The organism is Mycobacterium sp. ACS4331 (genome assembly GCF_001667265.1).
Classification (GTDB): Bacteria; Actinomycetota; Actinomycetes; order Mycobacteriales; family Mycobacteriaceae; genus Mycobacterium.
This window is the reverse complement of sequence record NZ_LZHW01000073.1, coordinates 38,433-61,876: the sequence shown is the minus strand read 5'-3', so window position 1 is coordinate 61,876 and position 23,444 is coordinate 38,433. Positions and strand designations below refer to the sequence as shown.

24 protein-coding genes are annotated in these 23,444 nt (G+C 67.4%); 14 read left to right on the top strand and 10 right to left on the bottom strand.

Annotation, left to right across the window (positions count from 1 at the left end; translation table 11 throughout):
• Positions 1 to 13: 13 nt before the first annotated feature.
• A complete protein-coding gene (locus tag A5727_RS17085) occupies positions 14 to 787 on the bottom strand; it encodes an SDR family oxidoreductase (protein ID WP_068251924.1) in 774 nt (257 codons plus the stop codon).
• A 59-nt stretch (positions 788 to 846) separates the two neighbouring features.
• On the opposite strand from A5727_RS17085, the gene echA20 reads away from it, so the two are divergent.
• The 7 genes from echA20 to A5727_RS17050 all read left to right on the top strand — a co-directional run bounded on the left by echA20 (position 847) and on the right by A5727_RS17050 (position 6,939).
• Positions 847 to 1,605 carry a (7aS)-7a-methyl-1,5-dioxo-2,3,5,6,7,7a-hexahydro-1H-indene-carboxyl-CoA hydrolase gene (gene echA20, locus A5727_RS17080; protein ID WP_068251918.1) on the top strand — a complete coding sequence of 253 codons (759 nt, stop codon included), beginning with the start codon at positions 847 to 849 and terminating at the stop codon, positions 1,603 to 1,605.
• Complete coding sequence (gene ipdA, locus A5727_RS17075; protein WP_068251915.1) at positions 1,602 to 2,489, top strand: cholesterol ring-cleaving hydrolase subunit IpdA; 888 nt, start codon at positions 1,602 to 1,604, stop codon at positions 2,487 to 2,489. Before echA20 ends, ipdA begins: the two co-directional genes overlap by 4 nt.
• Positions 2,486 to 3,232 (top strand): cholesterol ring-cleaving hydrolase subunit IpdB, encoded by a 747-nt coding sequence (gene ipdB / locus A5727_RS17070; protein WP_068251913.1) that lies wholly within the window; start codon positions 2,486 to 2,488, stop codon positions 3,230 to 3,232. Before ipdA ends, ipdB begins: the two co-directional genes overlap by 4 nt.
• The gene (gene ipdC / locus A5727_RS17065; protein WP_068251910.1) at positions 3,229 to 4,302 is read left to right on the top strand and encodes a (3aS,4S,5R,7aS)-5-hydroxy-7a-methyl-1-oxo-octahydro-1H-indene-4-carboxyl-CoA dehydrogenase; all 1,074 of its coding nucleotides are present in this window, start codon (positions 3,229 to 3,231) and stop codon (positions 4,300 to 4,302) included. The genes ipdB and ipdC overlap by 4 nt, the downstream gene beginning before the upstream one ends.
• A gap of 43 nt (positions 4,303 to 4,345) precedes the next feature.
• The gene (locus A5727_RS17060) at positions 4,346 to 5,002 is read left to right on the top strand and encodes a SatD family protein (RefSeq protein WP_068251907.1); all 657 of its coding nucleotides are present in this window, start codon (positions 4,346 to 4,348) and stop codon (positions 5,000 to 5,002) included.
• Positions 4,999 to 5,727, top strand: a complete 729-nt coding sequence (locus A5727_RS17055; protein ID WP_068251904.1) for a hypothetical protein — start codon at positions 4,999 to 5,001, stop codon at positions 5,725 to 5,727. The genes A5727_RS17060 and A5727_RS17055 overlap by 4 nt, the downstream gene beginning before the upstream one ends.
• A gap of 96 nt (positions 5,728 to 5,823) precedes the next feature.
• Entirely contained in the window at positions 5,824 to 6,939 is a 1,116-nt protein-coding gene (locus A5727_RS17050; protein ID WP_068251901.1) for an NDMA-dependent alcohol dehydrogenase, read from the top strand.
• Between the two features lie 125 nt (positions 6,940 to 7,064).
• Here the strand turns inward: A5727_RS17050 and fadA6 are convergent, their stop codons facing one another.
• The 4 genes from fadA6 to ipdE1 all read right to left on the bottom strand — a co-directional run bounded on the left by fadA6 (position 7,065) and on the right by ipdE1 (position 10,848).
• Positions 7,065 to 8,204, bottom strand: a complete 1,140-nt coding sequence (gene fadA6 / locus A5727_RS17045) for a steroid 3-ketoacyl-CoA thiolase FadA6 (protein ID WP_068251899.1) — start codon at positions 8,202 to 8,204, stop codon at positions 7,065 to 7,067.
• A complete protein-coding gene (gene kstR2 / locus A5727_RS17040) occupies positions 8,197 to 8,835 on the bottom strand; it encodes a TetR family transcriptional regulator KstR2 (protein ID WP_068251897.1) in 639 nt (212 codons plus the stop codon). The genes fadA6 and kstR2 overlap by 8 nt, the downstream gene beginning before the upstream one ends.
• Before the next feature lie 67 nt (positions 8,836 to 8,902).
• Positions 8,903 to 9,691 (bottom strand): (5R,7aS)-5-hydroxy-7a-methyl-1-oxo-2,3,5,6,7,7a-hexahydro-1H-indene-carboxyl-CoA reductase, encoded by a 789-nt coding sequence (gene ipdF / locus A5727_RS17035; RefSeq protein WP_068251893.1) that lies wholly within the window; start codon positions 9,689 to 9,691, stop codon positions 8,903 to 8,905.
• Positions 9,688 to 10,848, bottom strand: coding sequence for an acyl-CoA dehydrogenase IpdE1 (gene ipdE1 / locus A5727_RS17030; RefSeq protein WP_068251891.1), 1,161 nt, complete (start codon positions 10,846 to 10,848; stop codon positions 9,688 to 9,690). Before ipdE1 ends, ipdF begins: the two co-directional genes overlap by 4 nt.
• A 109-nt stretch (positions 10,849 to 10,957) precedes the next feature.
• On the opposite strand from ipdE1, the gene fadD3 reads away from it, so the two are divergent.
• The 5 genes from fadD3 to A5727_RS17005 are packed head-to-tail and all read left to right on the top strand — an operon-like array spanning position 10,958 to position 16,712.
• Positions 10,958 to 12,502 carry a 3-((3aS,4S,7aS)-7a-methyl-1,5-dioxo-octahydro-1H-inden-4-yl)propanoate--CoA ligase FadD3 gene (fadD3, locus tag A5727_RS17025; protein ID WP_068251888.1) on the top strand — a complete coding sequence of 515 codons (1,545 nt, stop codon included), beginning with the start codon at positions 10,958 to 10,960 and terminating at the stop codon, positions 12,500 to 12,502.
• Positions 12,502 to 13,650, top strand: coding sequence for an acyl-CoA dehydrogenase family protein (locus tag A5727_RS17020; RefSeq protein ID WP_068251886.1), 1,149 nt, complete (start codon positions 12,502 to 12,504; stop codon positions 13,648 to 13,650). Before fadD3 ends, A5727_RS17020 begins: the two co-directional genes overlap by 1 nt.
• Positions 13,647 to 14,597 carry an acyl-CoA dehydrogenase family protein gene (locus tag A5727_RS17015; protein WP_068251883.1) on the top strand — a complete coding sequence of 317 codons (951 nt, stop codon included), beginning with the start codon at positions 13,647 to 13,649 and terminating at the stop codon, positions 14,595 to 14,597. Before A5727_RS17020 ends, A5727_RS17015 begins: the two co-directional genes overlap by 4 nt.
• Entirely contained in the window at positions 14,598 to 15,542 is a 945-nt protein-coding gene (gene ipdE2 / locus A5727_RS17010; RefSeq protein WP_068251881.1) for an acyl-CoA dehydrogenase IpdE2, read from the top strand.
• A 51-nt stretch (positions 15,543 to 15,593) separates the two neighbouring features.
• Positions 15,594 to 16,712 carry a pyridoxal phosphate-dependent aminotransferase gene (locus A5727_RS17005; protein ID WP_068252228.1) on the top strand — a complete coding sequence of 373 codons (1,119 nt, stop codon included), beginning with the start codon at positions 15,594 to 15,596 and terminating at the stop codon, positions 16,710 to 16,712.
• A gap of 90 nt (positions 16,713 to 16,802) precedes the next feature.
• Here the strand turns inward: A5727_RS17005 and A5727_RS17000 are convergent, their stop codons facing one another.
• A complete protein-coding gene (locus A5727_RS17000; RefSeq protein ID WP_157521424.1) occupies positions 16,803 to 18,257 on the bottom strand; it encodes a hypothetical protein in 1,455 nt (484 codons plus the stop codon).
• 318 nt (positions 18,258 to 18,575) lie between these two features.
• On the opposite strand from A5727_RS17000, the gene A5727_RS16995 reads away from it, so the two are divergent.
• Complete coding sequence (locus tag A5727_RS16995) at positions 18,576 to 19,340, top strand: alpha/beta fold hydrolase (protein WP_068252224.1); 765 nt, start codon at positions 18,576 to 18,578, stop codon at positions 19,338 to 19,340.
• A 112-nt stretch (positions 19,341 to 19,452) separates the two neighbouring features.
• Positions 19,453 to 19,689, top strand: coding sequence for a fibronectin-binding protein (locus A5727_RS16990; RefSeq protein WP_157521423.1), 237 nt, complete (start codon positions 19,453 to 19,455; stop codon positions 19,687 to 19,689).
• Between the two features lie 84 nt (positions 19,690 to 19,773).
• On the opposite strand, the gene hsaB is transcribed toward A5727_RS16990, so the two are convergent.
• Genes hsaB through hsaA form a run of 4 tightly spaced genes read right to left on the bottom strand, consistent with a single transcriptional unit; the run spans position 19,774 to position 23,355 of the window.
• A complete protein-coding gene (gene hsaB, locus A5727_RS16985; protein ID WP_068251876.1) occupies positions 19,774 to 20,358 on the bottom strand; it encodes a 3-hydroxy-9,10-secoandrosta-1,3,5(10)-triene-9,17-dione monooxygenase reductase subunit in 585 nt (194 codons plus the stop codon).
• A 7-nt stretch (positions 20,359 to 20,365) separates the two neighbouring features.
• Positions 20,366 to 21,265 carry an iron-dependent extradiol dioxygenase HsaC gene (gene hsaC, locus A5727_RS16980; protein ID WP_068251873.1) on the bottom strand — a complete coding sequence of 300 codons (900 nt, stop codon included), beginning with the start codon at positions 21,263 to 21,265 and terminating at the stop codon, positions 20,366 to 20,368.
• A gap of 12 nt (positions 21,266 to 21,277) precedes the next feature.
• Positions 21,278 to 22,165 (bottom strand): 4,5:9,10-diseco-3-hydroxy-5,9,17-trioxoandrosta-1(10),2-diene-4-oate hydrolase, encoded by an 888-nt coding sequence (gene hsaD, locus A5727_RS16975; protein ID WP_068251869.1) that lies wholly within the window; start codon positions 22,163 to 22,165, stop codon positions 21,278 to 21,280.
• Positions 22,165 to 23,355, bottom strand: a complete 1,191-nt coding sequence (gene hsaA, locus A5727_RS16970) for a 3-hydroxy-9,10-secoandrosta-1,3,5(10)-triene-9,17-dione monooxygenase oxygenase subunit (protein WP_068252222.1) — start codon at positions 23,353 to 23,355, stop codon at positions 22,165 to 22,167. Before hsaA ends, hsaD begins: the two co-directional genes overlap by 1 nt.
• Positions 23,356 to 23,444 lie beyond the last annotated feature (89 nt).

Below are 23,444 nucleotides of genomic sequence, written 5' to 3'. Positions count from 1 at the left end.
TGAGTGTGTCTCCTTACTTGATGTCTGCGGTTGTCGTCGACAGGTAGTGCGGCGGTTCGCCGCCGCCGTGCACCTCGAGTGAGGCGCCGCTGATGTAGGAGGCGGCCGACGACGCCAGGAATGCTGCGGCCCAACCGACGTCGGCGGGCTTGGCCAGCCGGCCGAGCGGCACGTTCTTCGAGATCGCGGCAATCGAGTCGGCGTCGCCGTAGAACAGTTCGGACTGTTCGGTTTCGACCATGCCGACCACGACTGAGTTCACCCGGACCTTGGGGGCCCATTCGACCGCCAGTGTGCTGGTGAGGCTGTCCACCCCCGCCTTGGCGGCACCGTAGGCCGCGGTGCCGGGGGTGGGCCTGCGACCGCTGACGCTGGAGATGTTCACGATCGTCCCGCCGGTGTCCTGTTTCTGCATCACCTCGTTGGCGTGCTGGGCGACCGAGAGCGGACCGAGCAGGTTGAGTTCGACGATCTTCGTGCTGAACTTGGCCGATGCCTCGGACGCCGCCACATAGGGCGATCCGCCGGCGTTGTTCACCACGACATCGAGCCGGCCGTGCTTCGCCACGACGGTGTCGATCAGCGCCGCGACCGAGGAGTCGTCGCGCACATCGCAGGAGTGGAACTCATACGGCAGGCCTTCGACCGGCCGACGTGCGCAGGTCACCACCGTGGCACCCTGACCGGCGAAGACGGCGCTGATACCGGCGCCCACCCCACGCACACCGCCGGTGACCAGAACCACCCGACCGGTCAGCTGCAGATTGATTCCAGGCGCGTCAGTCACTGTGCTAGCGTACCAAGCAAGTGCTTGCTTAGGTAGCGACCCCTCCAGGAAGTGACTCGATGACGATCACCACCACGACAGTCGAACCGGGCATCGTCTCGGTCACCGTCAACTACCCCCCGGTCAACGCCATCCCGTCGGCGGGCTGGTTCGAACTCGCCGACGCCATCACCGCGGCGGGCCGCGACCGCAGCACCCACGTGGTGATCCTGCGGGCCGAGGGCCGCGGCTTCAACGCGGGTGTGGACATCAAGGAGATGCAGAACACCGAGGGCTTCACGGCGCTCATCGACGCCAACCGCGGCTGCTATGCAGCGTTCAAAGCGGTCTACGAATGCGAGGTTCCGGTGGTCGCCGCGGTCAACGGCTTCTGCGTCGGCGGCGGTATCGGCCTCGTCGGCAACGCGGACGTGATCGTCGCGTCCGATGACGCGAAATTCGGCCTGCCCGAGGTGGAACGCGGTGCCCTCGGTGCGGCCACCCACCTGTCGCGTCTGGTGCCACAGCACATGATGCGCCGACTGTTCTTCACCGCCGCGACCGTGAGCGCCGAAACCCTGCACCACTTCGGGTCGGTGCACGAGGTGGTTCCGCGCGCCGAACTCGACGAGTCCGCGCTGCGCGTCGCCCGCGACATCGCGAGCAAGGACACCCGGGTGATCCGCGCCGCCAAGGAGGCGCTGAACTTCATCGACGTCCAGCCCGTCAACGCGAGATACCGCATGGAGCAGGGCTTCACATTCGAACTCAACCTGTCCGGTGTCTCCGACGAGCACCGCGACGCGTTCGCCGGAACCTCGAAGGGCGAGAAGGCATGACAGACAAGCGCACGACGCTCGATGAGGCGGTCGCCTCGGTGGAGAGCGGTATGACGATCGGTATCGGCGGTTGGGGGTCGCGGCGCAAGCCGATGGCGCTGGTGCGGGCACTGCTGCGCACCGATGTCACCGACCTCACCGTGGTCACCTACGGCGGACCGGACCTTGGCCTGCTGTGCTCGGCCGGGAAGGTCAAGCGCGTGTACTACGGCTTCGTCTCGTTGGATTCGCCGCCGTTCTACGACCCCTGGTTCGCCAAGGCCCGCACCTCGGGTGCGATCGAGGCGCGTGAGATGGACGAGGGCATGCTGCGTTGCGGGTTGCAGGCGGCCGCGCAGCGTCTGCCGTTCCTGCCGATCCGCGCGGGGCTGGGCAGCGATGTGCGCCGCTTCTGGGGGGACGAACTCAAGACCGTGCGCTCGCCCTACCCCACGGGCGACGGGTACGAGGAACTGATCGCCATGCCCGCACTGAACCTGGATGTGGCCTTCGCGCATCTGAACATCGGTGACGAAAGAGGAAACGCGGCCTACACCGGTATCGACCCGTACTTCGACGATCTGTTCCTGATGGCCGCGCAGCGGCGCGTGCTGTCGGTCGAGAAGGTGGTCTCCACCGAAGAGTTGGTGAAATCCGTTCCGCCACAGGCGCTGTTGGTCAACCGGATGATGGTCGACACGGTGGTGGAGGCCCCGGGCGGTGCCCACTTCACCACCGCCGAGCCCGATTACCGCCGTGACGAGAGATTCCAGCGGCACTACGCCGAGGCGGCTGGTTCCGATGAGGGCTGGGCCGAGTTCGTCAAGACCTACCTGGCCGGCAGTGAGGCCGACTACCAGGCCGCTGTCCGGGATTTCAAGGCTGCTCAGGAGGCATCGAAGTGATTTCCGCCAGTCGTGCCGAGGTGTGCACCGTCGCATGCGCCGAACTGTTCCGCGATGCGGGAGAGATCATGGTCAGCCCGATGACGACCATCGTCTCGATCGGCGCCAGGTTGGCCCGGTTGACCTTCTCCCCCGACATCGTCCTCACCGACGGTGAGGCCCGACTGATCGCCGACACCCCGGCGATCGGAGCGCCCGCCGCGATCGAGGGCTGGATGCCGTTCGGACGGGTCTTCGAGACCCTGGCATGGGGCCGACGCCACGTTGTCATGGGCGCCAACCAGATCGACCGATTCGGCAACCAGAACCTGTCGGCCTTCGGACCGATTCAGCAGCCGACCCGCCAGATGTTCGGTGTGCGCGGCGCCCCGGGCAACACGATCAACCACGCGACCAGCTACTGGGTGGGCAACCACTCCACGCGCGTGTTCTGCGACTCGGTCGACATCGTGTCCGGAATCGGCTGGGACAAGGTGGATTCGGACAACCCGGCCTACCGGTTCGCCAACATCCACCGCGTTGTCACCAACCTCGGTGTGTTCGATTTCAACGGGCCCGACCACACGATGCGGGCAGTGTCGCTGCATCCCGGCGTCGAGGCGGATCAGGTCGCCGAGAACACCTCGTTCGAGGTGCACGGTCTCGGCGAGGCCGAGGTGACGCGACTGCCCTCCGCGCAGGAGCTGGAACTCATCGCCGAACTCGACCCGAAGGCGTTGCGCGACAAAGAAGTGCGCGCATGACCAAGCTCAAGACCGCGCTGACTGAGCTCGTCGGAATCGAGCACCCGGTCGTGCAGACCGGCATGGGCTGGGTGGCCGGAGCACGGCTGGTGTCGGCGACCTCGAACGCGGGCGGACTCGGCATCCTGGCGTCGGCGACCATGACGCTCGAGGAACTGCAGACCGCCGTGAGCAAGGTCAAGGCGGCCACCGACAAACCGTTCGGCATCAACATCCGCGCCGACGCCGGCGACGCGAACGAGCGCGTCGACCTCCTGATCCGCGAAGGAGTCAAAGTCGCCTCCTTCGCTTTGGCTCCCAAACCGGATCTCATCGCCAAGCTCAAAGAGGCCGGCGTCGTGGTGATCCCGTCTGTGGGTGCGGCCAAACACGCCAAAAAGGTCGCCGGTTGGGGCGCCGACGCCGTCATCGTGCAGGGTGGTGAGGGCGGAGGTCACACCGGGCCGGTCGCCACGACCCTGCTGCTGCCGTCGGTGCTCGACGCCGTCGCCGACACCGGCATGCCGGTCGTGGCCGCGGGCGGGTTCTTCGACGGGCGTGGCTTGGCCGCGGCGTTGTCCTATGGCGCGGCGGGCGTCGCGATGGGCACGCGGTTCCTCCTCACGTCGGACTCCACCGTTCCCGACGACGTGAAACGTCGATACCTCGAGTCCGGCCTGGACGGCACGGTGGTGTCCACCCGCGTCGACGGGATGCCGCACCGGGTGCTTCGTACCGGCCTGGTCGAGAAGCTTGAGAGCGGATCTCGCGTGCGCGGGTTCAGCGCAGCGATCGGCAACGCACAGAAGTTCAAGAAGATGACAGGCATGTCCTGGCGTTCGATGATCAGCGACGGCCTGGCGATGCGGCACGGCAAGGACCTCACCTGGTCTCAGGTCGTGATGGCGGCCAACACTCCGATGCTGCTCAAGGCCGGCCTGGTCGAGGGCAACACCGAGGCCGGCGTGCTGGCGTCGGGCCAGGTCGCGGGCATCCTCGACGACCTGCCGTCGTGCGCCGAGTTGATCGACTCGATCGTCGACGACGCGGTGCGACACCTGCGGTCGGCAGCAGGAGCCATCTCAGACTGAAGTGATCAGCTTCATTTCTTCATAATGAAGCTATAGTCTTCATATGGCTTCAGTGAAGACGGGCACTTCATTGGTTGTGGCGCCGCTGATCGGCGACGTCGTCGGATCACGCAGCCATCCCGACCGGCAGGCACTGCATCGGCGACTCTCGGCAGCCCTGGCACTGACCTCGGTGACCGAGCATGCCGTCGACGCCCCCGCCCTGACGGTCGGCGACGAGTTCCAGGGCAGCTACGACACCGTCGGCCACGCGGTCGACGCCGCACTGTCGATACGCCTGGCTGTCGCCCCCGACATCGACATCCGATTCGGCATCGGCTGGGGTGAGGTCGCCCGACTCGACACGGACTCCGGAATCCAGGACGGTCCCGGATGGTGGGCGGCCCGCGAAGCCATCGAATGGATCGCAGCAGCCCAGCAGCAGTCGGGTCTGGCCCATGTCCGGACGGCCTACCGACTCGCCCCCACCGACGGCCCCGATCCACGTGCCGTCAACGCCGCTCTGATGTGTCGGGACCATCTGCTTGGATCGTTGGACCAGCGCTCCCTGCGAATCCTGACCGGACTGCGGCAGGGGCGATCCAAGAAGGAGTTGGCGGTGACAGAGCAGATCAGCGCGTCGGCGGTGTCACAGCGCGCCGGCCGGGACGGTCTCGATCTGCTGCTGACAACCGCCGAAGAGCTTCGGGGCGTGCGATGAGCGCACTGGCGGTGTTCCTGATCGCCGTCGGCGCTGCGGACATCTGCCGCAGACTCACCGGAGCCCGTTGGCTGCCGTTGGCCACGGGCCCCGTCACGGTCCTGGCGTGCGCCGTGGTCGGCGCGCTGTGGCGTCCCGGCGACATCGTCCTGCTCACCGCGGCGGCGGCGTTGTCGGTGCTCTGGGTCCTGCTGTCGGCTCGCGCCGAACGGACGGGTACGCGCCAGGGTTCGGCCCTGACGACGTTCGGTCTCGGTGTGGGACTGCCGCTCATCCTCGCGGGGTGGACGTCACCCGCTGGCGGCCTGCTCAACCGCTGGCTGGACTGGGTGGGTCTCGGACACCTCGACCCGAACCGCGCATTGATGATCGTCGGCGTGATCCTGCTGCAACTCGTCACGGCGAATCAGTTGGTGCGCTTGATCCTTGGCGCTGTCGGCGCGGTGCGGCCAGTCGGTGAACCCCAGCCCTCGGACCGCCTCAAGGGCGGCAGACTGCTCGGGCCGATGGAGCGCCTGCTCATCGTCGGCCTGGGTCTGGGCGGGCAGCTCGGGGCGGCGTCCGCGGTGGTCGCGGCCAAGGGCATCATCCGGTTCCCGGAGTTGAATGCCCAACGCAAGGAGGAGAACGGGTCGGGCATCGACGCGGTCACCGAGTACTTTCTGGTCGGCAGTTTCGCGAGTTGGCTCATCGCCATGGCGGGCCTGGTCCTGGCCCTGCACTGACGTACGCGAATCGGCGTTGGTCAAATCCGCCTCCGCGGCCGCACGCCCTTCCTACACTCGGGGCGCAGACACATCGCGTCACCCGGAGGTGGGCCCATGAAGACGAATGCTGCGATTCTCTGGGAGTTCGGTGGTGACTGGACCATCGAGGAGATCGATCTCGACCCGCCGAAGGACGGGGAGGTTCTGGTGTCGTGGGAGGCCACCGGACTGTGCCACTCGGACGAGCACGTCCGCACCGGTGACCTGCCCGCGCCGCTGCCGCTGATCGGCGGGCACGAGGGTGCGGGTATTGTTCAGGAGGTCGGCCCGGGTGTGCAGGGCCTCAAGCCCGGAGACCACGTCGTCGCGTCCTTCCTTCCCGCGTGCGGGCGATGCCGGTTCTGCTCCACTGGTCACCAGAACCTCTGCGACTTGGGCGCTTTCATCATGACCGGCACCCAACTGGACGGCAGCTACCGGCGCCACACCAGCAGCGGGCAGGACGTCGGCGTGATCGCGCTGGTGGGGACGTTCTCGCAGTACGGCACCGTGCCGGTGGCCTCGGTGGTCAAGATCGACGACGATCTGCCGCTGTCGCGGGCCTGCCTGCTCGGCTGCGGGATCACCACCGGTTGGGGTTCGGCGGTCAACACCGCCGACGTCAGACCGGGTGACACCGTGGTGGTGATCGGCTGCGGCGGCATCGGCAGCGGCGCGATCCAGGGCGCCCGACTGGCCGGTGCGGAACACATCGTTGTCGTCGACATCGTCGGGTCCAAGCGGGACAAGGCAATTGAGTTCGGGGCGACGCACTTTGTCACCTCGATGCCGGAAGCCACGGCCCTGGTTGCGGACCTGACCCGGGGCGTGATGGCCGATTCCGCGATCCTGACGATGGGCCTGCTCCAAGGAGCCATGCTCGAGGAGGCCGCCAACATCATCCGCAAGGGCGGGGCCGTCGTCATGACCGCGATCGCCGCCGTGGAGGACGTCACCCCAACGCTGTCGATGACGATGTTCACGCTGTTCCAAAAGCGGCTGCTGGGCAGCCTCTACGGCGAAGCCAACCCGCGGGCCGACATCCCACGCCTGCTCAGCCTGTATCGCGAGGGCAAGCTGCTGCTCGACGAGGCGGTCACCCACGAGTACAAGCTCGGCGAGGTCAACCTCGGGTACGAGGACATGCGGGCGGGTCGCAACATCCGCGGCGTGATCCTGCACGAGCACTAGCCCCGGAAAGCCCGACGAGCGGCCGGATTTGTACGCATTTCACCGGAGTGTTGCGTACAGACGCCCCGCGAGCGGGGACCCCAGCCCGCTCGCGGTAGAGAAGCTCGATCGCGGGTAAAGGAAGCTCAGAGTCGCTCGATGATGGTGACGTTGGCGGTGCCGCCGCCCTCGCACATGGTCTGCAGACCGTAGCGACCACCCGTGCGCTCCAGCGTGTTCAGCATGGTGGTGAACAGCTTGGCGCCCGTGGCGCCCAGCGGATGCCCGAGCGCGATGGCGCCGCCACTGGGGTTCACCTTCTCGGGATCGGCCTTGATCTCCTTGAGCCACGAGATGACCACCGGCGCAAAGGCTTCGTTGATCTCGACGGTGTCGATGTCGTCGATCGACAGGCCCGTCTTCTCCAGCGCGTAGCGCGTCGCCGGGATGGGACCGGTCAGCATGAACACCGGGTCGGCGCCGCGGGCGCTGATGTGATGGATCCGGGCGCGCGGCTTGAGGCCGTGGTCCTTGACCGCCTGCTCGGAGGCCAGCAGCACCGCGCTGGCGCCGTCGGAGATCTGGCTGGCCATCGCAGCCGTGATGCGGCCACCCTCGACCAGGGTCTTGAGGCCGGCCATCTTCTCCAGGGACGACTCGCGCGGACCCTCGTCGACGCGGAACGGCCCGTGCTCGGTCTCCACCGTCACGATCTCGTTGTCGAAGTGCCCGGCGCGGATCGCAGCGAAGGCCCTCTCGTGGCTGGTGAGCGCGTACCGCTCCATCTCCTCGCGGGAGATGTTCCACTTCTCCGCGATCAGTTCGGAACCGCGGAACTGGGAGATCTCCTGGTCGCCGTAGCGGTGCAGCCAGGACTTCGACTCGTTGGTGGGCGAGGTGAACCCGAACGGTTCGGCCACCGTCATCGCCGAACTGATCGGGATCTGGCTCATGTTCTGCATGCCACCGGCCACGATCAGGTCAGCGGTGCCGGACATGATCGCCTGTGCGCCAAAGGAGATGGCCTGCTGACTGGAGCCGCACTGCCGATCCACGGTGACGCCGGGAACCTCTTCGGGGAATCCGGCGGCCAGCCAGGACAGTCGGCCGATGTTGCCGGCCTGACCGCCGATGGTGTCCAGGCAGCCGGCGATCACGTCGTCGACCCGGTCGAAGAGTGCGCGCCAGCCGAGCGCCCCGAGATCCACCGGGTGCACTCCGGCCAGCGAACCGTTGCGCTTACCGACCGCGGTGCGCACAGCGTCGATGACGTACGCCTCAGCCATCTCTTTTCTCCTTCGAATTGGGTTGCACTGCAGGACTGTTGGTGATTCCGCCGAGGACGATGGACAGGTACTGCCTTCCGACCTGTTCGGCCGTCAGTCCACGGTCGGGCTGATACCAACGCACGGACACCCACGTGGTGTCACGGATGAATCGGTAGACCAGGTCCACGTCGAGGTCGGGCCGGAAGACCCCCTCGGCGATGCCCTGGTTGAGCACGTCGACCCACATCTTGCGCTGCTCGCGATTGCGGGCGTCGACGTAGGAGAACCGAGGCTGGGAGGACAGTCGCTTGGCCTCGTCCTGGTAGATCACGACCTGCGCGTGACGGTGCTCGATGGCCTCGAATGACGCCATGAACAGTCCCTTGAGCCGCTCCAGGGGATTGGGCTCGCTGTCGATGATCTCCTGATAGCGCGCGAACAGCCAGTCCAGGAAGCTGCGCAGCACCTCGTCGACCATCTCCTCTTTCGAGGAGAAGTGGTGGTACAGGCTTCCGGACAGGATCCCGGCGGCGTCGGCGATGTCCCGCACCGTGGTGGCCTTCAGGCCGCGCTCGGCCATCATCGAGGCAGCCAGCGCGAGCAGTTCGTCGCGTCGGCTGACGGGAGGGCTGGGCGTATCCGGCGCCATCTCGCAATCCTACCAACCAAGCACTTGTTAGGTCACGCGCGGACGGTCAGCGGATCGGTCACATCGCTCAGGCGCGCTGCGACGACACCGAGATGACCTCACCGGTGAGGTAGCTCGCGTAGTCGCTGGCCAGGAACGCCATGGTGGCGGCGACCTCCCAGGGCTCGGCCGCGCGACCGAAGGCCTCATCGGAGGCCAGCCGGTCCAGCAGATCAGCCGAACTGGTCTTCTCCAGGAACTTGTGCCGTGCGATGCTCGGCGACACCGCGTTGATCCGCACGCCGTACTCGACCGCCTCGATCGCGCTGCACCGGGTCAGGGCCATCACACCCGCCTTGGCGGCGGCGTAGTGGGACTGGGAATGCTGTGCACGCCAACCCAATACGCTCGCATTGTTGACGATCACGCCACCGTGACCGGCGTCGCGGAAGTAGCGCAGTGCCGCGCGGGTCGCGCGCATCACCGACGTGAGCGTGACGTTGAGAACCCGGTCCCACTCGTCATCGGTCATGTCGACCACTGCCGTCTGCCCACCGAGACCGGCGTTGTTGATCAGGACGTCGATGCGGCCCATCTTGTCGGCGGCCGACGCGATCAGGGCGTCGACGGCCTCCGATGACGTCACGTCACAGACGACCGAGTCCACCCGGCCCAGGCCAAGAGCGGCGAGTTCGTCCCTGGTCTCACCGAGTCGGCGCTCATGGAAGTCGGAGATCAGGACGTCCGCGCCCTCGGCGAGCGCACGACGGGCCGCCGCCGACCCGATTCCGGTGCCGGCCGCGGCCGTGATCACCACGACCTTGCCCGTGAGCAGGCCGTGTCCGTCGATCTCCTTGGGTGCGATCGAAAGCGTCATCCTTTGACTTCCCTCGGCAGGCCGAGCACGCGCTCGGCGATGATGTTGCGCTGGATCTCGTTCGAGCCGCCGTAGATCGTGTCGGCGCGGGAGAACAGGTAGAGCCGCTGCCATTCGTCGAAGTCGACCGAATCGCCGGCCTCCTTGAGCACCAGGCCTTCCCTGCCCGCGACGTCCATGGCCAACTCACCGAGCCCACGGTGCCAGTTGGCCCACAGCAGCTTGGAGACGTTGTCCTGCCCCGGCCGCTCCACGTCCATGGTCGCCAGCGCGTACGACCGCATCGAGCGCAGTCCCACCCACGCCCGAGTCAGCCGCTCGCGGATCAGCGGGTCGTCGATGGTGCCGTTGCTTCGCGCCAGCGCGACGATGCCGGAAAGCTCACGCGCGTAACGGATCTGCTGACCCAGCGTCGAGACACCCCGCTCGAAGGTCAGCGTGCCCATGGCCACGCGCCAGCCATCGCCCGGCTCGCCGACCACGAGCGACGCGTCCGTGCGGGCGTCGTCGAAGAAGACCTCGTTGAACTCCGAGTCGCCGGTCAGCTGCACGATCGGACGGACCTCAACGCCGGGTTGATCCAGCGGGACAAGGAGGTACGACAGGCCGGAGTGCCGCTTCGACCCCTTCTCGGTGCGGGCCACCACGAAGCACCACTGCGCCCAGTGCGCCAGCGACGTCCACACCTTCTGGCCATTGATGACCCACTGGTCGCCGTCGAGTTCGGCCGTGGTGGACACGTTGGCCAGATCGCTGCCGGCGCCGGGTTCGGAGTAGCCCTGGCACCACAGCTCGGTGACGTCGAGGATGCGCGGCAGAAAGCGCTGCTGCTGCTCCGGTGTCCCGAACGCGATGAGCGTCGGACCGAGCAGTTCCTCACCGAAGTGATTCACCTTGTCGGGGGCGTCGGCGCGGGCATACTCCTCATAGAACGCGACGCGGTGCGCGACCGACAGGCCCCGCCCGCCGTGCTCGACAGGCCAGCCCAGGCAGGTCAGACCGGCCTTGGCCAGGTGCTGATTCCAGGCGCGCCGTTCCTCGAACGCCTCGTGTTCACGACCGGGACCACCGAGGCCTTTGAGCGCGGCGAATTCACCGACCAAGTTGTCGGCGAGCCACTCGCGGACCTCCGCCCGGAACTTCTGGACCTCCTCCATCCCTGTAGGCTAACCTACCAAGCACTTGCTTTGTTAGCCCGGTGACGATCCGCGCCGGAGAGCGCCGGTACGCGCTGAACAAGCAGGCAATACGGGTAAGGAGCCACCGATGACGAGCGTCCCGCAGACCACGCCTGCGGTGCTGGACCGGATCTCCCGAACACTGCCCGACCACGAAGCCGTGATCACCGCTGATCGCGCCCTCACCTACGCCCAGCTCCGCGACGAGGTGCGCCGGGCCGCGGCCGCGCTGGTGCAGCACGGCGTGGCAGCGGGCGACCGCGTGGCGATCTGGTCGCCGAACACGTGGCACTGGGTGGTCGCCTGCCTGGCCACGCACTGGGCGGGGGCCGTCGTGGTGCCTCTGAACACCCGCTACACCGCGGCCGAGGCAGAGGACATCCTCGCCCGCACGCAGACGCCGCTGCTGATCGCGTCGGGGGTGTTCCTCGGCGCCGACCGCGCCGCCGACCTCGATCGCACCCGACTTCCCGAGCTGCGACACATCGTGCGCGTCCCGATCGACACCGACGACGGCACCTGGGACGAGTTCGTCGCCACCGGCGACGACGACGCGGCGCTGGCCACCGCTGACGCACGCGCGCAGGCCGTGGGCCCCGACGACGTCTCGGACATCCTGTTCACCTCCGGCACCACGGGCCGCAGCAAGGGGGTGTTGTGCGCACACCGGCAGTCACTGGCCGGATCGGCGGCGTGGGCGGCCTGCGGCCAGGTCACCAGCAGGGATCGCTACCTGTGCATCAACCCGTTCTTCCACAACTTCGGCTACAAGGCCGGGATCCTGGCGTGCCTTCAGACCGGGGCGACGCTGATCCCGCAGTTGACCTTCGACCCCGAACAGGCCATGCGGGCGGTCGCCGAGCATCACGCCACCGTGCTGCCTGGGCCGCCGACCATCTACCAGACTCTCCTCGACCACCCCAAGCGCGGTGAATTCAACCTGGGCTCACTGCGTTTCGCGGTGACCGGCGCCGCCGTCGTCCCGGTGGTGCTGATCGAGCGCATGCAGTCCGAACTCGACATCGACACCGTCCTGACGGCCTACGGCCTCACCGAGGCCGCCGGATTCGGCACGATGTGCCGCGCCGAGGACGACGCCGTGACGGTGGCCACGACATGTGGACGCCCGATCGCCGACTTCGAACTGCGCATCGACAGTCCACAGCCCGGCGAAGCGGGTGAGGTGCTGCTGCGCGGGCCGAACGTCATGCTGGGCTATCTCGACGATCCCGAGGCCACGGCCGCAGCCATCGATTCCGAGGGATGGCTGCACACCGGTGATGTCGGAACTGTCGACGCTGACGGCAATCTGCGCATCACCGACCGGCTCAAGGACATGTACATCTGCGGCGGGTTCAATGTGTACCCCGCCGAGATCGAACAGGTGTTGGCGCGCCTTCCGGGCGTCGCCGAGGCCGCCGTGATCGGCGTCCCCGACGAACGCCTCGGTGAGGTCGGCAAGGCCTTCGTCGTCCGTCTTCCGGGCGCCGACATCGACGAACAGGCTGTCATCGCGTACACGCGTGAACACCTGGCCAATTTCAAGGTGCCACGTTTCGTGGAGTTCATCGACACCCTGCCCCGCAACCCCGGTGGCAAGGTGGTCAAACCACAGCTAAGGGAAAGGGTCTGATGGACCTCGACTTCGACGAAGAGACCGCGGCGTTCCGCACTGAGGTGCGTGACTTCCTGGAATCCCATCGCGCCGACTTCCCCACCGAGTCCTACGACACCGCGGAGGGTTTCGAACAGCACAGGCGCTGGGACAAGATCCTCTTCGACGCCGGCCTCTCGGTGATCACCTGGCCGAAGGAGTACGGCGGACGCGACGCCACACTGCTGCAGTGGGTGGTCTACGAGGAGGAGTACTTCCACGCCGGCGCACCCGGTCGCGCGAGTGCGAACGGCACCTCGATGCTGGCCCCCACGCTGTTCGCCCACGGCACAGAAGAACAGCTGGCCCGGGTGCTTCCGAAAATGGCCAGCGGTGAGGAGATCTGGGCGCAGGCCTGGTCCGAGCCCGAGTCCGGCAGCGACCTCGCCTCCCTGCGCTCCACCGCCACCAGAACCGACGGCGGCTGGAAACTCAACGGTCAGAAGATCTGGAGCTCACGGGCCCCGTTCGGCGACCGGGCCTTCGGACTGTTCCGCTCCGACCCGACCGCGCAGCGCCACCACGGCCTGACCTACTTCATGTTCGACCTCAAGGCCGAGGGGATCACCGTGCGGCCCATCGCCCAGCTCGGCGGTGACACCGGATTCGGCGAGATCTTCCTCGACGACGTGTTCGTCCCGGACGAGGACGTCATCGGGGTGGTCGGCGAAGGTTGGCGCGCGGCGATGAGCACGTCGAGCAACGAACGCGGCATGTCACTGCGCAGCCCCGCCCGGTTCACCGCCGCGGCGGAACGACTTGTCGGACTGTGGAAGGAGCAGCCGGACAGCGCGGTTCGCGACATCTTCACCGACCGCGTCGCCGACGCCTGGATCAGGGCCCAGGCCTACCGACTGCAGACCTTCGGCACGGTGACCAGGCTGGCCTCCGGCGGCGAGCTGGGTGCGGAGTCCTCGGTGACCAAGGTGTTCTGGTCTGAGCTGGACGTCGACATCCATCAGACCGCGCTGGATCTCCAGGGCGCCGACGGCGAACTCGCCGATTCCTGGAGTGACGCCTACCTTTTCGCGCTCGGCGGACCGATCTATGCGGGCACCAACGAGATTCAGCGCAACATCATCGCCGAGCGACTGCTGGGACTGCCCCGAGAGGCCAAAGCCAAATGAAATTCGACACCGATGAACAGCAGCGGGACTTCGCGGCCAGCATCGACGCCGCTCTCGGTGCCGGGGATCTTCCCGCGGCCGTGCGGGCGTGGGCCGACGGTGACACCGGTCCGGGCCGCAAAGTGTGGTCGACGCTGGCCGATCTGGGCGTGACCGCCCTCAACGTCGCCGAGGAGCACGACGGCATCGGAGCGTCCCCGGTCGATCTCGTGGTGGCCTGCGAGCGGTTGGGCTACTGGTGTGTCCCCGGCCCGGTCACCGAATCCGTTGCGGTCGCGCCGATCCTGCTCTCGGCCGACGAGCGCAGCGCCGCCCTGGCCGCCGGTGAACTGGTCGCCACCGTCAGCGCACCGACCCAGCCGCGCGCGGTCAACGCCGACTTCGCGGGTCTGGTCCTGGTGGCCGAGGCGCAGCAGGTCCGGGAGGGCAGCGCGGGCGAGGCGCACGCTTCGGTCGACCCGAGTCGCACCCTGTTCGACGTGACGGCCGCCGGTGAGGGTTGGGACGCCGACGTCACGCTGGCGAGCGAATTCGGCGCACTGGCGGTCGCCGCACAGCTGGTGGGCGCGGGCCAGGCCCTGCTGGACGCCTCGGTGGAATATGCCAAGCAGCGCACGCAGTTCGGTCGAGTGATCGGCTCGTATCAGGCGATCAAACACAAGCTCGCTGACGTGCACATCGCTCTCGAACTGGCCCGCCCCCTGGTCTACGGTGCGGCGCTGTCGCTGGCGGGGCGGACGCCGGACACCGCGCGCGACGTCAGTGCGGCCAAGGTCGCCGCCGCCGATGCGGGCCTGCTCGCTGCGCGTTCGGCGCTGCAGACCCACGGGGCGATCGGCTTCACCCAGGAACATGATCTGGGACTGCTCCTGCTGCGGGTGCAGGCGCTGCGCTCGGCGTGGGGAACCCCGACCGCACACCGTCGACGGCTGTTGGAGGCACTGTAGATGTCTGACGAACGTAACCTGCTCACGCAGACGGTCCGCGACCTCGTCGCCAAACACGCTGGACCCGAACAGGTTCGCGCGGCGATGGACTCCGAGTTGGGCTACGACGCCAAGCTCTGGGAGATGCTGTGCGAACAGGTCGGCGTGGCCGCCCTGGTGGTTCCGGAGGAGTTCGGCGGTGCCGGCGGCGAGTTGGCCGACGCCGCAGCGGTCTTCACCGAACTGGGCCGCGCGCTGGTCCCCACTCCCCTGCTCGGCACGACGCTCGTCGAGTTGGCGCTGCTGGCCGCCGACGAGCCGGATACCGAGACCCTCGAACAGTTGGCCGCCGGGGCAGCGGTCGGCGCGGTCGCGTTCGACCCCGACTACGTCATCCACGGCGACGCCGCTGATGTGGTGGTGGGTGTCGCCGAGGGCGCCCTGATCCGGTGGACCGAGTTCAGCGGTGTGGCTCACCCGACCATGGATCGCACGCGCCGCCTGGCCAAGCTGACCCCCAGCGCCAGTGAGCCCCTGGGCGCCGATCCCGGCCTGGCCGACACCGCGGCCGTCCTGCTCGCCGCCGAATCCGTGGGCGCGGCCGCACGCTGCCTGGACCTGACCGTCTCCTACGCCAAGGAGCGCGTGCAGTTCGGCCGGCCGATCGGCAGCTTCCAGGCCCTCAAGCACCGGATGGCCGACCTGTACGTCAAGGTGCAGACCGCCGGAGCCGTCGTCGAGGAGGCCGTCGCGGACCTGACCCCGACCACCGCCGCGCTGGCGCACATCACCGCGTCAGAGGCCTTCACCGACGTCGTCGCCGAGGCAGTCCAGATCCACGGCGGCATCGCGATCACGTGGGAGCACGACATCCAGCTGTACTTCAAACGGGCACACGGCACCGCGCAGCTGCTCGGTCAGCCGGCCGAGTTCCTGCGCAGTCTCGAGGCCGAGGCGCTGACGTAGCCTCATAACGTGAAGACCGCGCTGCGGGCGGGCATCCCGCCGTTCTACGTCATGGATGTCTGGTTGGCCGCCGCCGAACGTCAGCGCACCCACGGCGACCTGGTCAATCTGTCGGCAGGGCAACCCAGCGTCGGCGCGACCGAGCCTGTGCGCGCCGCGGCTGCGGCCGCGTTGGAGGCCAACCAACTCGGCTACACGGTCGCGTTGGGGATCCCGGAGCTGCGTGATGCGATCGCGGCGTCCTACGCGGTCAACCACGGCGTGAACGTCGACCGGGACGACGTCGTGATCACCACCGGATCCTCGGGTGGATTCCTGCTCGCGTTCCTGGCGTGCTTCGACGTCGGCGACCGTGTCGTGGTCACCAGCCCGGGCTACCCGTGTTACCGCAACATCCTCTCGGCGCTCGGGTGCGAGGTCGTCGAACTGCCCTGCGGCCCCGACACCCGGTTCCAGCCGACCCAGGCGATGCTGGCCGAGGCGCACGCCGAACACCCGCTCGACGGTGTGATCGTGGCCAGCCCGGCCAACCCGACCGGGACCGTGATCCCGCCGGAGGAGCTGGCCGCGATCGCCACATGGGCGGCGGACTCGGGTGTCCGCCTGATCAGCGATGAGGTCTACCACGGTCTGGTGTATCCCGGTGCGCCGCAGACCAGTTGCGCCTGGAGCACGTCGCGCGATGCGTTCGTGGTCAACAGTTTCTCGAAGTACTTCGCGATGACCGGATGGCGACTCGGCTGGCTGCTGGTGCCCAAGTCCTTACGGCGCACCGTGGACTGCCTGACCGGCAACTTCACCATCTGCCCGCCGTCGCTGTCGCAGGTCGCCGCCGTCGCCGCCTTCACCCCCGAGTCGGTGGCCGAGGCCGAGGGACATCTTGAGCACTACGGCGCCAACCGGACCCGTCTGCTGGACGGTCTGCGGGGCATTGGACTCGACAGGTTGGCGCCCACCGACGGGGCGTTCTACGTGTACGCCGACGTCTCGAAGTACACCGACGACTCGCTGTCCTTCTGCGAGCGCCTGCTGGCCGACACCGGTCTGGCGATCGCCCCCGGGGTCGACTTCGACACCACCCGCGGTGGTTCGTATGTGCGGCTGTCCTTCGCCGGGCCGACTGCCGACATCGACGCCGCGGTCGAACGGATCGGCGCCTGGCTGCGGTGATTCGAGTGGTCTGACGACGAACGGGCCCCCTTCGACACTGTCGAAGGGGGCCCGCTTCATCTGAATCTCAGTGATGCGTCATGCGACTTGTCAGGAGTCGGAACCCGAGCTGCTGGAGTCGCTCGAGCTGCTCGAACCACCCGAGCTGCTGGAGTCGCTCGACGTGCTCGCCTTGGCAGCACCGGCCTTCCTGGACTCGGCGCGCGCCTCGCGAGCTTCGGCAGCCTTCTCCTTGGCTGCCGCGACCTTCTCCTTGACCTCCTGGACCCGAGCCTGACGGGCCTCCTTGGCCTCGCTGATCTTGGCCTTGATCCGGTCCGCCGCGCTGACCTTGCCGTCGGTGGCGTCCGTGGCGTCACCGTCGAGGCTGGCAGCATCGTCGGCGGGAGCAGTGCCCTCGGCCTCGTTCTCGAGCGGGGCGGGGGTCTCGGCCTTCACGAGCTCGGCGACCGGAGCGGACTTCTCGACCTCCGCGGCCGGTGCAGCGGGCTCCTGGCCCTCGGTATCGAGAACCGGGGCGTCGAGAACACCGGCCGGCACCTCGGCGGCCGCGGCCAGCGGGGCCACCTCAGGCTCGGCCGGCCTGATGGCGGCGGCCAGCTGCTTGGGGATGTTCACGAGCAGGGTCTGGAACAGACCCGCGACGGCCCCCGTCTCGCCCGGCTCGGCGAAGGTGAGCAGCGCCGGCCACTCGGCGTAGCCGCCGGTGCCGGTCTCCGGATCCTCATCGGCGTAGTCGAAGCCGTTGAGCACGGCGTTGGCGAGGATCGCCGGGGTGTTGATCACCGCATTGATGGCACCCGCGATGTCGCCCTTGCTGATCGCTTCGACCGTCGCCCCGACGACGCGCGTGAGCTCGAACACCGCGCCGCTGATGGTGCCGAACACGCCCTGGAACAGGCCGGTGACCACGACGGCGCGGGTGAAGGTGGCCGCGACCAGGTTGGTGAAGTTCTGCGCGATCTGCTCTGGGATGCCCGCGATGTACTCGGTGCCGCCACGCGGAACGCCCGACAGGAAGACACCCGGTGCGATGAGCGGCCCGAAGGCCGCGTTGAACGCGTACAGCATGGAGTGGTTGAACCAGCGGTACGCCTCGCCGAAGTCACCGGCCTCCAGCGCGGCACGGGCCTGGTCCAGACGCGCCTTGCCGTTGCTGCCCTCCCACCAGGTCTGCAGGCTGGTGGGGATGGACCCGAATGCCCCGAGAACCGTCTCGATGTGGCCCTTCTGGTTCTCCAGCACCTGACGCAGCAGCGGAGCCGGGTTGTTCACCACCGCGGCACCAAGAAGGCCCAGGTTGTCGAACGTCTCGTTGAAGACGGTCCCGTAGATCTCCAGCGGCGAGGCGGTGGCGTCCAGCGCCGCCGTCAGGTCGTACGCGTGGCTCTGGATCTGCGGAGCGGCGATCGGGGCGTTCGGTGCCACGACGGGCGTCACGGCGATGGCACTGGCGCCCAGCACGGCGACCGTGGCAAGCGCGAGCTTGTCCTTGCGGGTCACCGCCGGCGCAGCGTCGATGGCGGAAAGGCCAGGATGGTGCACGTAAATCTCCCGGGTGTGTGGGGGGTTAACTGAGGAACGGCTGAAAATTACCTGATATTTACCTGAGCCACAATAGGTATGCCTTACCTAGTTTAGGACAGCCTCAGCTTGCTGCTTCAGCGGGGTGTCTAGAGTGCTGTCGACCTGTACGCCTTCGTGGGTCGGCTCGCCGCGGGGCTCGATTCAGGCCAGCGCCCAACCGCTGCCGAGCCGGCGTCATGCGCCGGACGCCTTCCGAGCCGATGCGAGACTGACCGGTCTGTCCATTGGTGCGCTGAATGCTTGCACCGCAGTGCCCGCCATGATGCAGTCGAGGCCATGCCCATCTTCGACACCGACCGGGGTCCGGTCTACTACCGGCACTGGGCCGCACCCGAACCTCGCGCGGCCGTCGTCTTCCTGCACGGTTTCGGCGAGCACACCGGCCTGTACCACCGCTACGGCTTCGCGTTGAATGCCGCGGGCATCGACCTGTGGGCTCCCGACCAGTACGGCCACGGCCTGAGCCCAGGAACGCGAGGCGACTTCGTCTCCGCCGCGGCGAGTTCGGCGCTCGCCGACCTGCTGACCGACCACATCGAAAGGGAACATCCGGGGGTGCCCCTGGTGGCACAGGGGCATTCGTTCGGATCGGTGGTGACCCTGTTTCGGCTGCTCGCCGAACCCACCCGGTACCGCGCGGGTGTGATCTCGGGTGCGCCGCTGGTCCCGCTGCGCGAGATGCTCGACGCCGACACATCTTTCGAGTTGGATCCGTCCTGGCTGGCGCGGGATCCGTTCTATCTCGATTCGCTGCAACATGATCCGCTGGCGTTCGTCGACGCCGACGGGGCCGCACTGGGCCGCGAACTCGACGCGGCCTGGGATCGCATGGGCGCGGAGTTGCCGACGTTGACGACGCCCACGCTGGCGGTCCACGGCAGCGCGGATCCGATCAGTCCGGTGGGCGCGGTCCGCGCCTATTCCGAGCAGATCGAGGCGCTGGAACTGCATGAGTTCAAGTCTCGCCACGACGTGCTCAACGACGTCGAACACCGGGAGGTGGCGGCGGCGATCGTCGAGTTCATCGGCGCGCACCTGTAGTTATCCACAGGAGTTGTCCACAGTGTGAATGAATCACACGCGTGTGATTTGAGCGTCCCGCCGCCCTCGCGGAGGACCACCCACTAGGGTGGCCTCTGTGTTGAGACGAGCTGTGACAGCGACGTTCGCGGCCACCGCCGGCATTGCTGCGGCTGTCGCATTCGCCGGCGCTGCCAGCGCGGATCCCGGCGGTCCGCCGCCGTGCGGACCCCTGGGTTTCGTCTGCAACATGCTGCCGATGATGCCCGATCTGGACCATGACCTGGACCTCACGCAGAATCAGCCGCCCGCGACGATCGACACCGAGAACTCCCTGCCGGCCGACGTCTGCGCCATGGGCTGCGTCTAGCCACTTTCTCTGCGCCGAGATCGACGAAATAGCGCAGACCACTCACACTTTTGCGCCCAAACGTTGTTATGGGCGCCAAAGGGGTCAGAGCCAGGTGTCGGGCGTCGTGGCGGTGATGAACGCCTCGAGATCGTCACGCCACTGCGCCGGGGTGTTCTTGTCCGGCTCGATGCCGGTGTACTCACCCCGATAGAACAGCAGCGGGCGCGGTTTCTTCTTGGGCACCTCCGACAGCGAATGCACCCTCCCGAAGACCACGTGGTGATCTCCGCCGTCGTGCACGGACTCGACCGTGCAGTCGATGTGCGCCAACGTGCCGTCGATCACCGGTGAACCCAGCGGCGACGGAGTCCAGTCGATACCCGCGAACTTGTCCGGTTCCTTGGACCCGAACCGCGCCGAGACGTCCTTCTGCTTCTCATGCAGGATGTTGACGCAGAAGCGCCCGCTGGCCTCGATCGCGGCCCACGACCGCGACGCCTTGGTGGGGCAGAACAGCACCAGGGGCGGGTCGAGCGACAACGCCGCGAACGACTGGCAGGCGAATCCCACCGGCTTGTCCTCGTGCACGGTCGTGATGATCGTGACCCCGGTGCAGAACTGACCCAGGACGGTGCGGAATGTGCGCGGGTCCACCACTGAACCGTCGGCACCGGGTGCTCCGCTCATGGCTCGCCTACTTGAACCCGATGCTGAAGTCGTGACCCCACAGGCTGACGGCGGTGCTCTCCCTGGCGATCCAGTCGTGATCGTCGACTTCGAGTCCCTCGCAGCCGAATTCGACGTCGAACCCGCCGGGGGTCTTCATGTAGAACGACAGCATCTTGTCGTTGACATGGCGACCGAGCGTGGCCGACATCGGGACCTTGCGCCGCAGCGCGCGGTCCAGGCACAGACCCACGTCGTCGCTGTTCTCCACCTCGACCATCAGGTGGACGATGCCGCTGGGCGTCTCGCCCGGCATGAACGCCAGACTGTGATGGCGCGGGTTGACCCCGAAGAACCGCAGCCAGGCCGGCGGACCGTCGGCGGGCCGTCCCACCAATTGGGGAGGCAGTCGCATCGAGTCCCGCAGCTTGAAGCCCAGCACGTCGCGGTAGAAGCGGGTGGACTCGGCGTCATCCTTCGTGGTCAGCACCACGTGGCCCAGGCCCTGCTCCTCCGTGACGAAGCGGTGGCCGTAGGGGCTGACCAGGCGCCGATGCTCCAGCGCGACACCGTGGAAGACCTCAAGGGTGTTGCCCGACGGATCGTCGAACGTGATCATCTCGTCGACGCGGCGGTCCGCCAGTTCGGCCGCGGTGGCCTCCTTGTACGGCGTGCCGTCGGCGTCGAGTCGGTTCCGAATCTCCTGCAGCTCACCGGCGTTGGCGGTCTCCCAACCCGACTGCAGAAGTCGGTCGTGGTCGCCGGGGACGATGACCAGGCGCGCCGGGAACTCGTCCATGCGCAGGTACAGCGCCCCCTCGGTGGTGCCCGAGCCCTCGACCATGCCGAGAACCTTCAGGCCGTACTCGCGCCATGCGGCCATGTCGGTGGCTTCGATGCGCAGGTAACCCAGTGACCGGATGCTCATCGCGGTGCCTTCCTACTGTTCGTTCAGGAAGTCGATGGTGAGCTTGTTGAACTCATCGAACTTCTCCAGCTGTGCCCAGTGTCCACACTGCCCGAAAACGTGCAGCTGTACACGCGGAATCTGTTTGAGCGCGACCAGCGCCCCGTCGAGCGGATTGACCCGGTCCTCGCGGCCCCAGATCAGCAGCACGCGCTGACGCAGCTTGTAGACGTCACGCCACATCATCCCGAGTTCGAAGTCCGCGCCGGCGAAGGAGCGGCCCATCGCCTTGGTCGCGGCCAGCGACTCCGGGGTGCTGGCGATCTGGAAGCGCTCCTCGACGAGCTCGGGCGTGATCAGGCTCTGGTCGTAGACCATGATGCGCAGGAACTTCTCGATGTTCTCGCGCGTGGGTTCGGCGGCGAACCTGCCCAGAAGCTTGACACCCTCGGTCGGGTCCGGCGCGAACAGGTTGACGCTCAACCCGCCGGGGCCCATCAGCACCAGCCGTCCGGCGCGCTTGGGGTTGTCCAGCGCAAACCGCACGGCGGTGCCGCCACCGAGTGAATTGCCCACCAGCGCAGCACGTTCGATACCCAGATGGTCGAACAGGTTCAGCAGCGCGGTGGCGCTGTACCGGTTGTACTGCTCATGCTCGGTGTGCTTGTCCGAGTGCCCGTAGCCGGGCTGGTCGACGGCCAGCACATGGAAGTGCTGGGCCAGCACACCGATGTTGCGGCTGAAATTCGACCAGCTCGAGGCACCAGGGCCGCCACCGTGCAGCAGCACCACCGTCGGAGCCGACGGATCGCCGGCCTCGTGGTAGTGCAGCCGCATGTCGTCGCGCACCTGCGCGAACCGCGACGTCGACTCGAAGGTGACCTCCTGCTGCGCAGCAGCTTCGACGGCGAAGTCCGTCATCAGACCATCGTGTCGGCCGGCGGAAGGCCGAACTCGTTGTTGCCGAAGATCATGTAGGCCCGCTCGGGGTCGTTGGCGGCGTGCACCCGACCCGCGTGCGCGTCCCTCCAGAACCGCTGCACCGGTGCGTCGTTCATGAGCGCGGTGGCACCCGCAGCCTCGAACAACCGGTCGATGGACGCGATCGCGCGACCGGTGGCGCGCACCTGGTCGCGACGCGCGCGGGCCCGCAGCTCGAACGGGATCTCCTTGCCCTCCTTGAGCAGGGCGTACTCGTCGCCGACGTTGCCGATCAGCTGACGCCATGCCGCGTCGATGTCGCTGGCGGCCTCCGCGATGCGGATTTTGGCGAACGGATCATCCTTGGCCTTCTCACCGGCGTAGGCGGCGCGCACGCGCTTGCCCTGATGCTCGACGTGCGCGTCATAGGCGCCATAGGCCATGCCCACGATGGGAGTCGAGATGGTGGTGGGATGGATGGTGCCCCAAGGCATCTTGTAGACCGGTGCGGTGTTGGTCTGGTAGCCGCCCGCGGTGCCGTCGTTCATCGCGCGGTAGGACAGGAAGCGGTGCCGGGGCACGAACACGTCCTTGACCACCACCGTGTTGCTGCCGGTGCCGCGCAGGCCGACCACGTGCCACACGTCATCGATCGTGTAGTCCGTCCGCGGAATCAGGAAGCTGCCGAAGTCGACCGGCTTGCCGTCCTTGATCACCGGGCCGCCGAGGAACGCCCAGGTGGCGTGGTCACAGCCTGAGGACCAGTTCCAGGCGCCGTTGACGATGTAGCCGTCACCGGTCTCGGTCACGACGCCGGCACCCATCGGGGCGTAGGACGACGAGACCCGAACCTCGGTGTCCTCACCCCAGACGTCCTCCTGGGCCTTCTGGTCGAACAGCGCCAGGTGCCAGTTGTGGATGCCGAGAATCCCGGCCACCCACCCGGTGGAACCGCAGGCACTGGCCAACCGGCGGACGGCCTCGTAGAAGACCGTCGGATCGCACTGCAGCCCGCCCCACTGCTCGGGCTGGACCAGTCGGAAGAACCCGACATCCTGGAGATCCTGCACGTTCTCGTCTGGCAGGCGCCGCAGATCCTCGGTGGCCTGAGCCCGCTCGCGCAGCTTCGGCAGTAGTTCGTCGATGCCGGCCAACACCGTCTGCGCATCGAGCTGTTGAATGGACGTCACTGGATTGCCTCCCACGGGCGGGCTGATCGCGTTCATCAGAAATGCTGAAGTCAGACTAGAACACGTTACGATTTGTGTCGAGCAGCGAC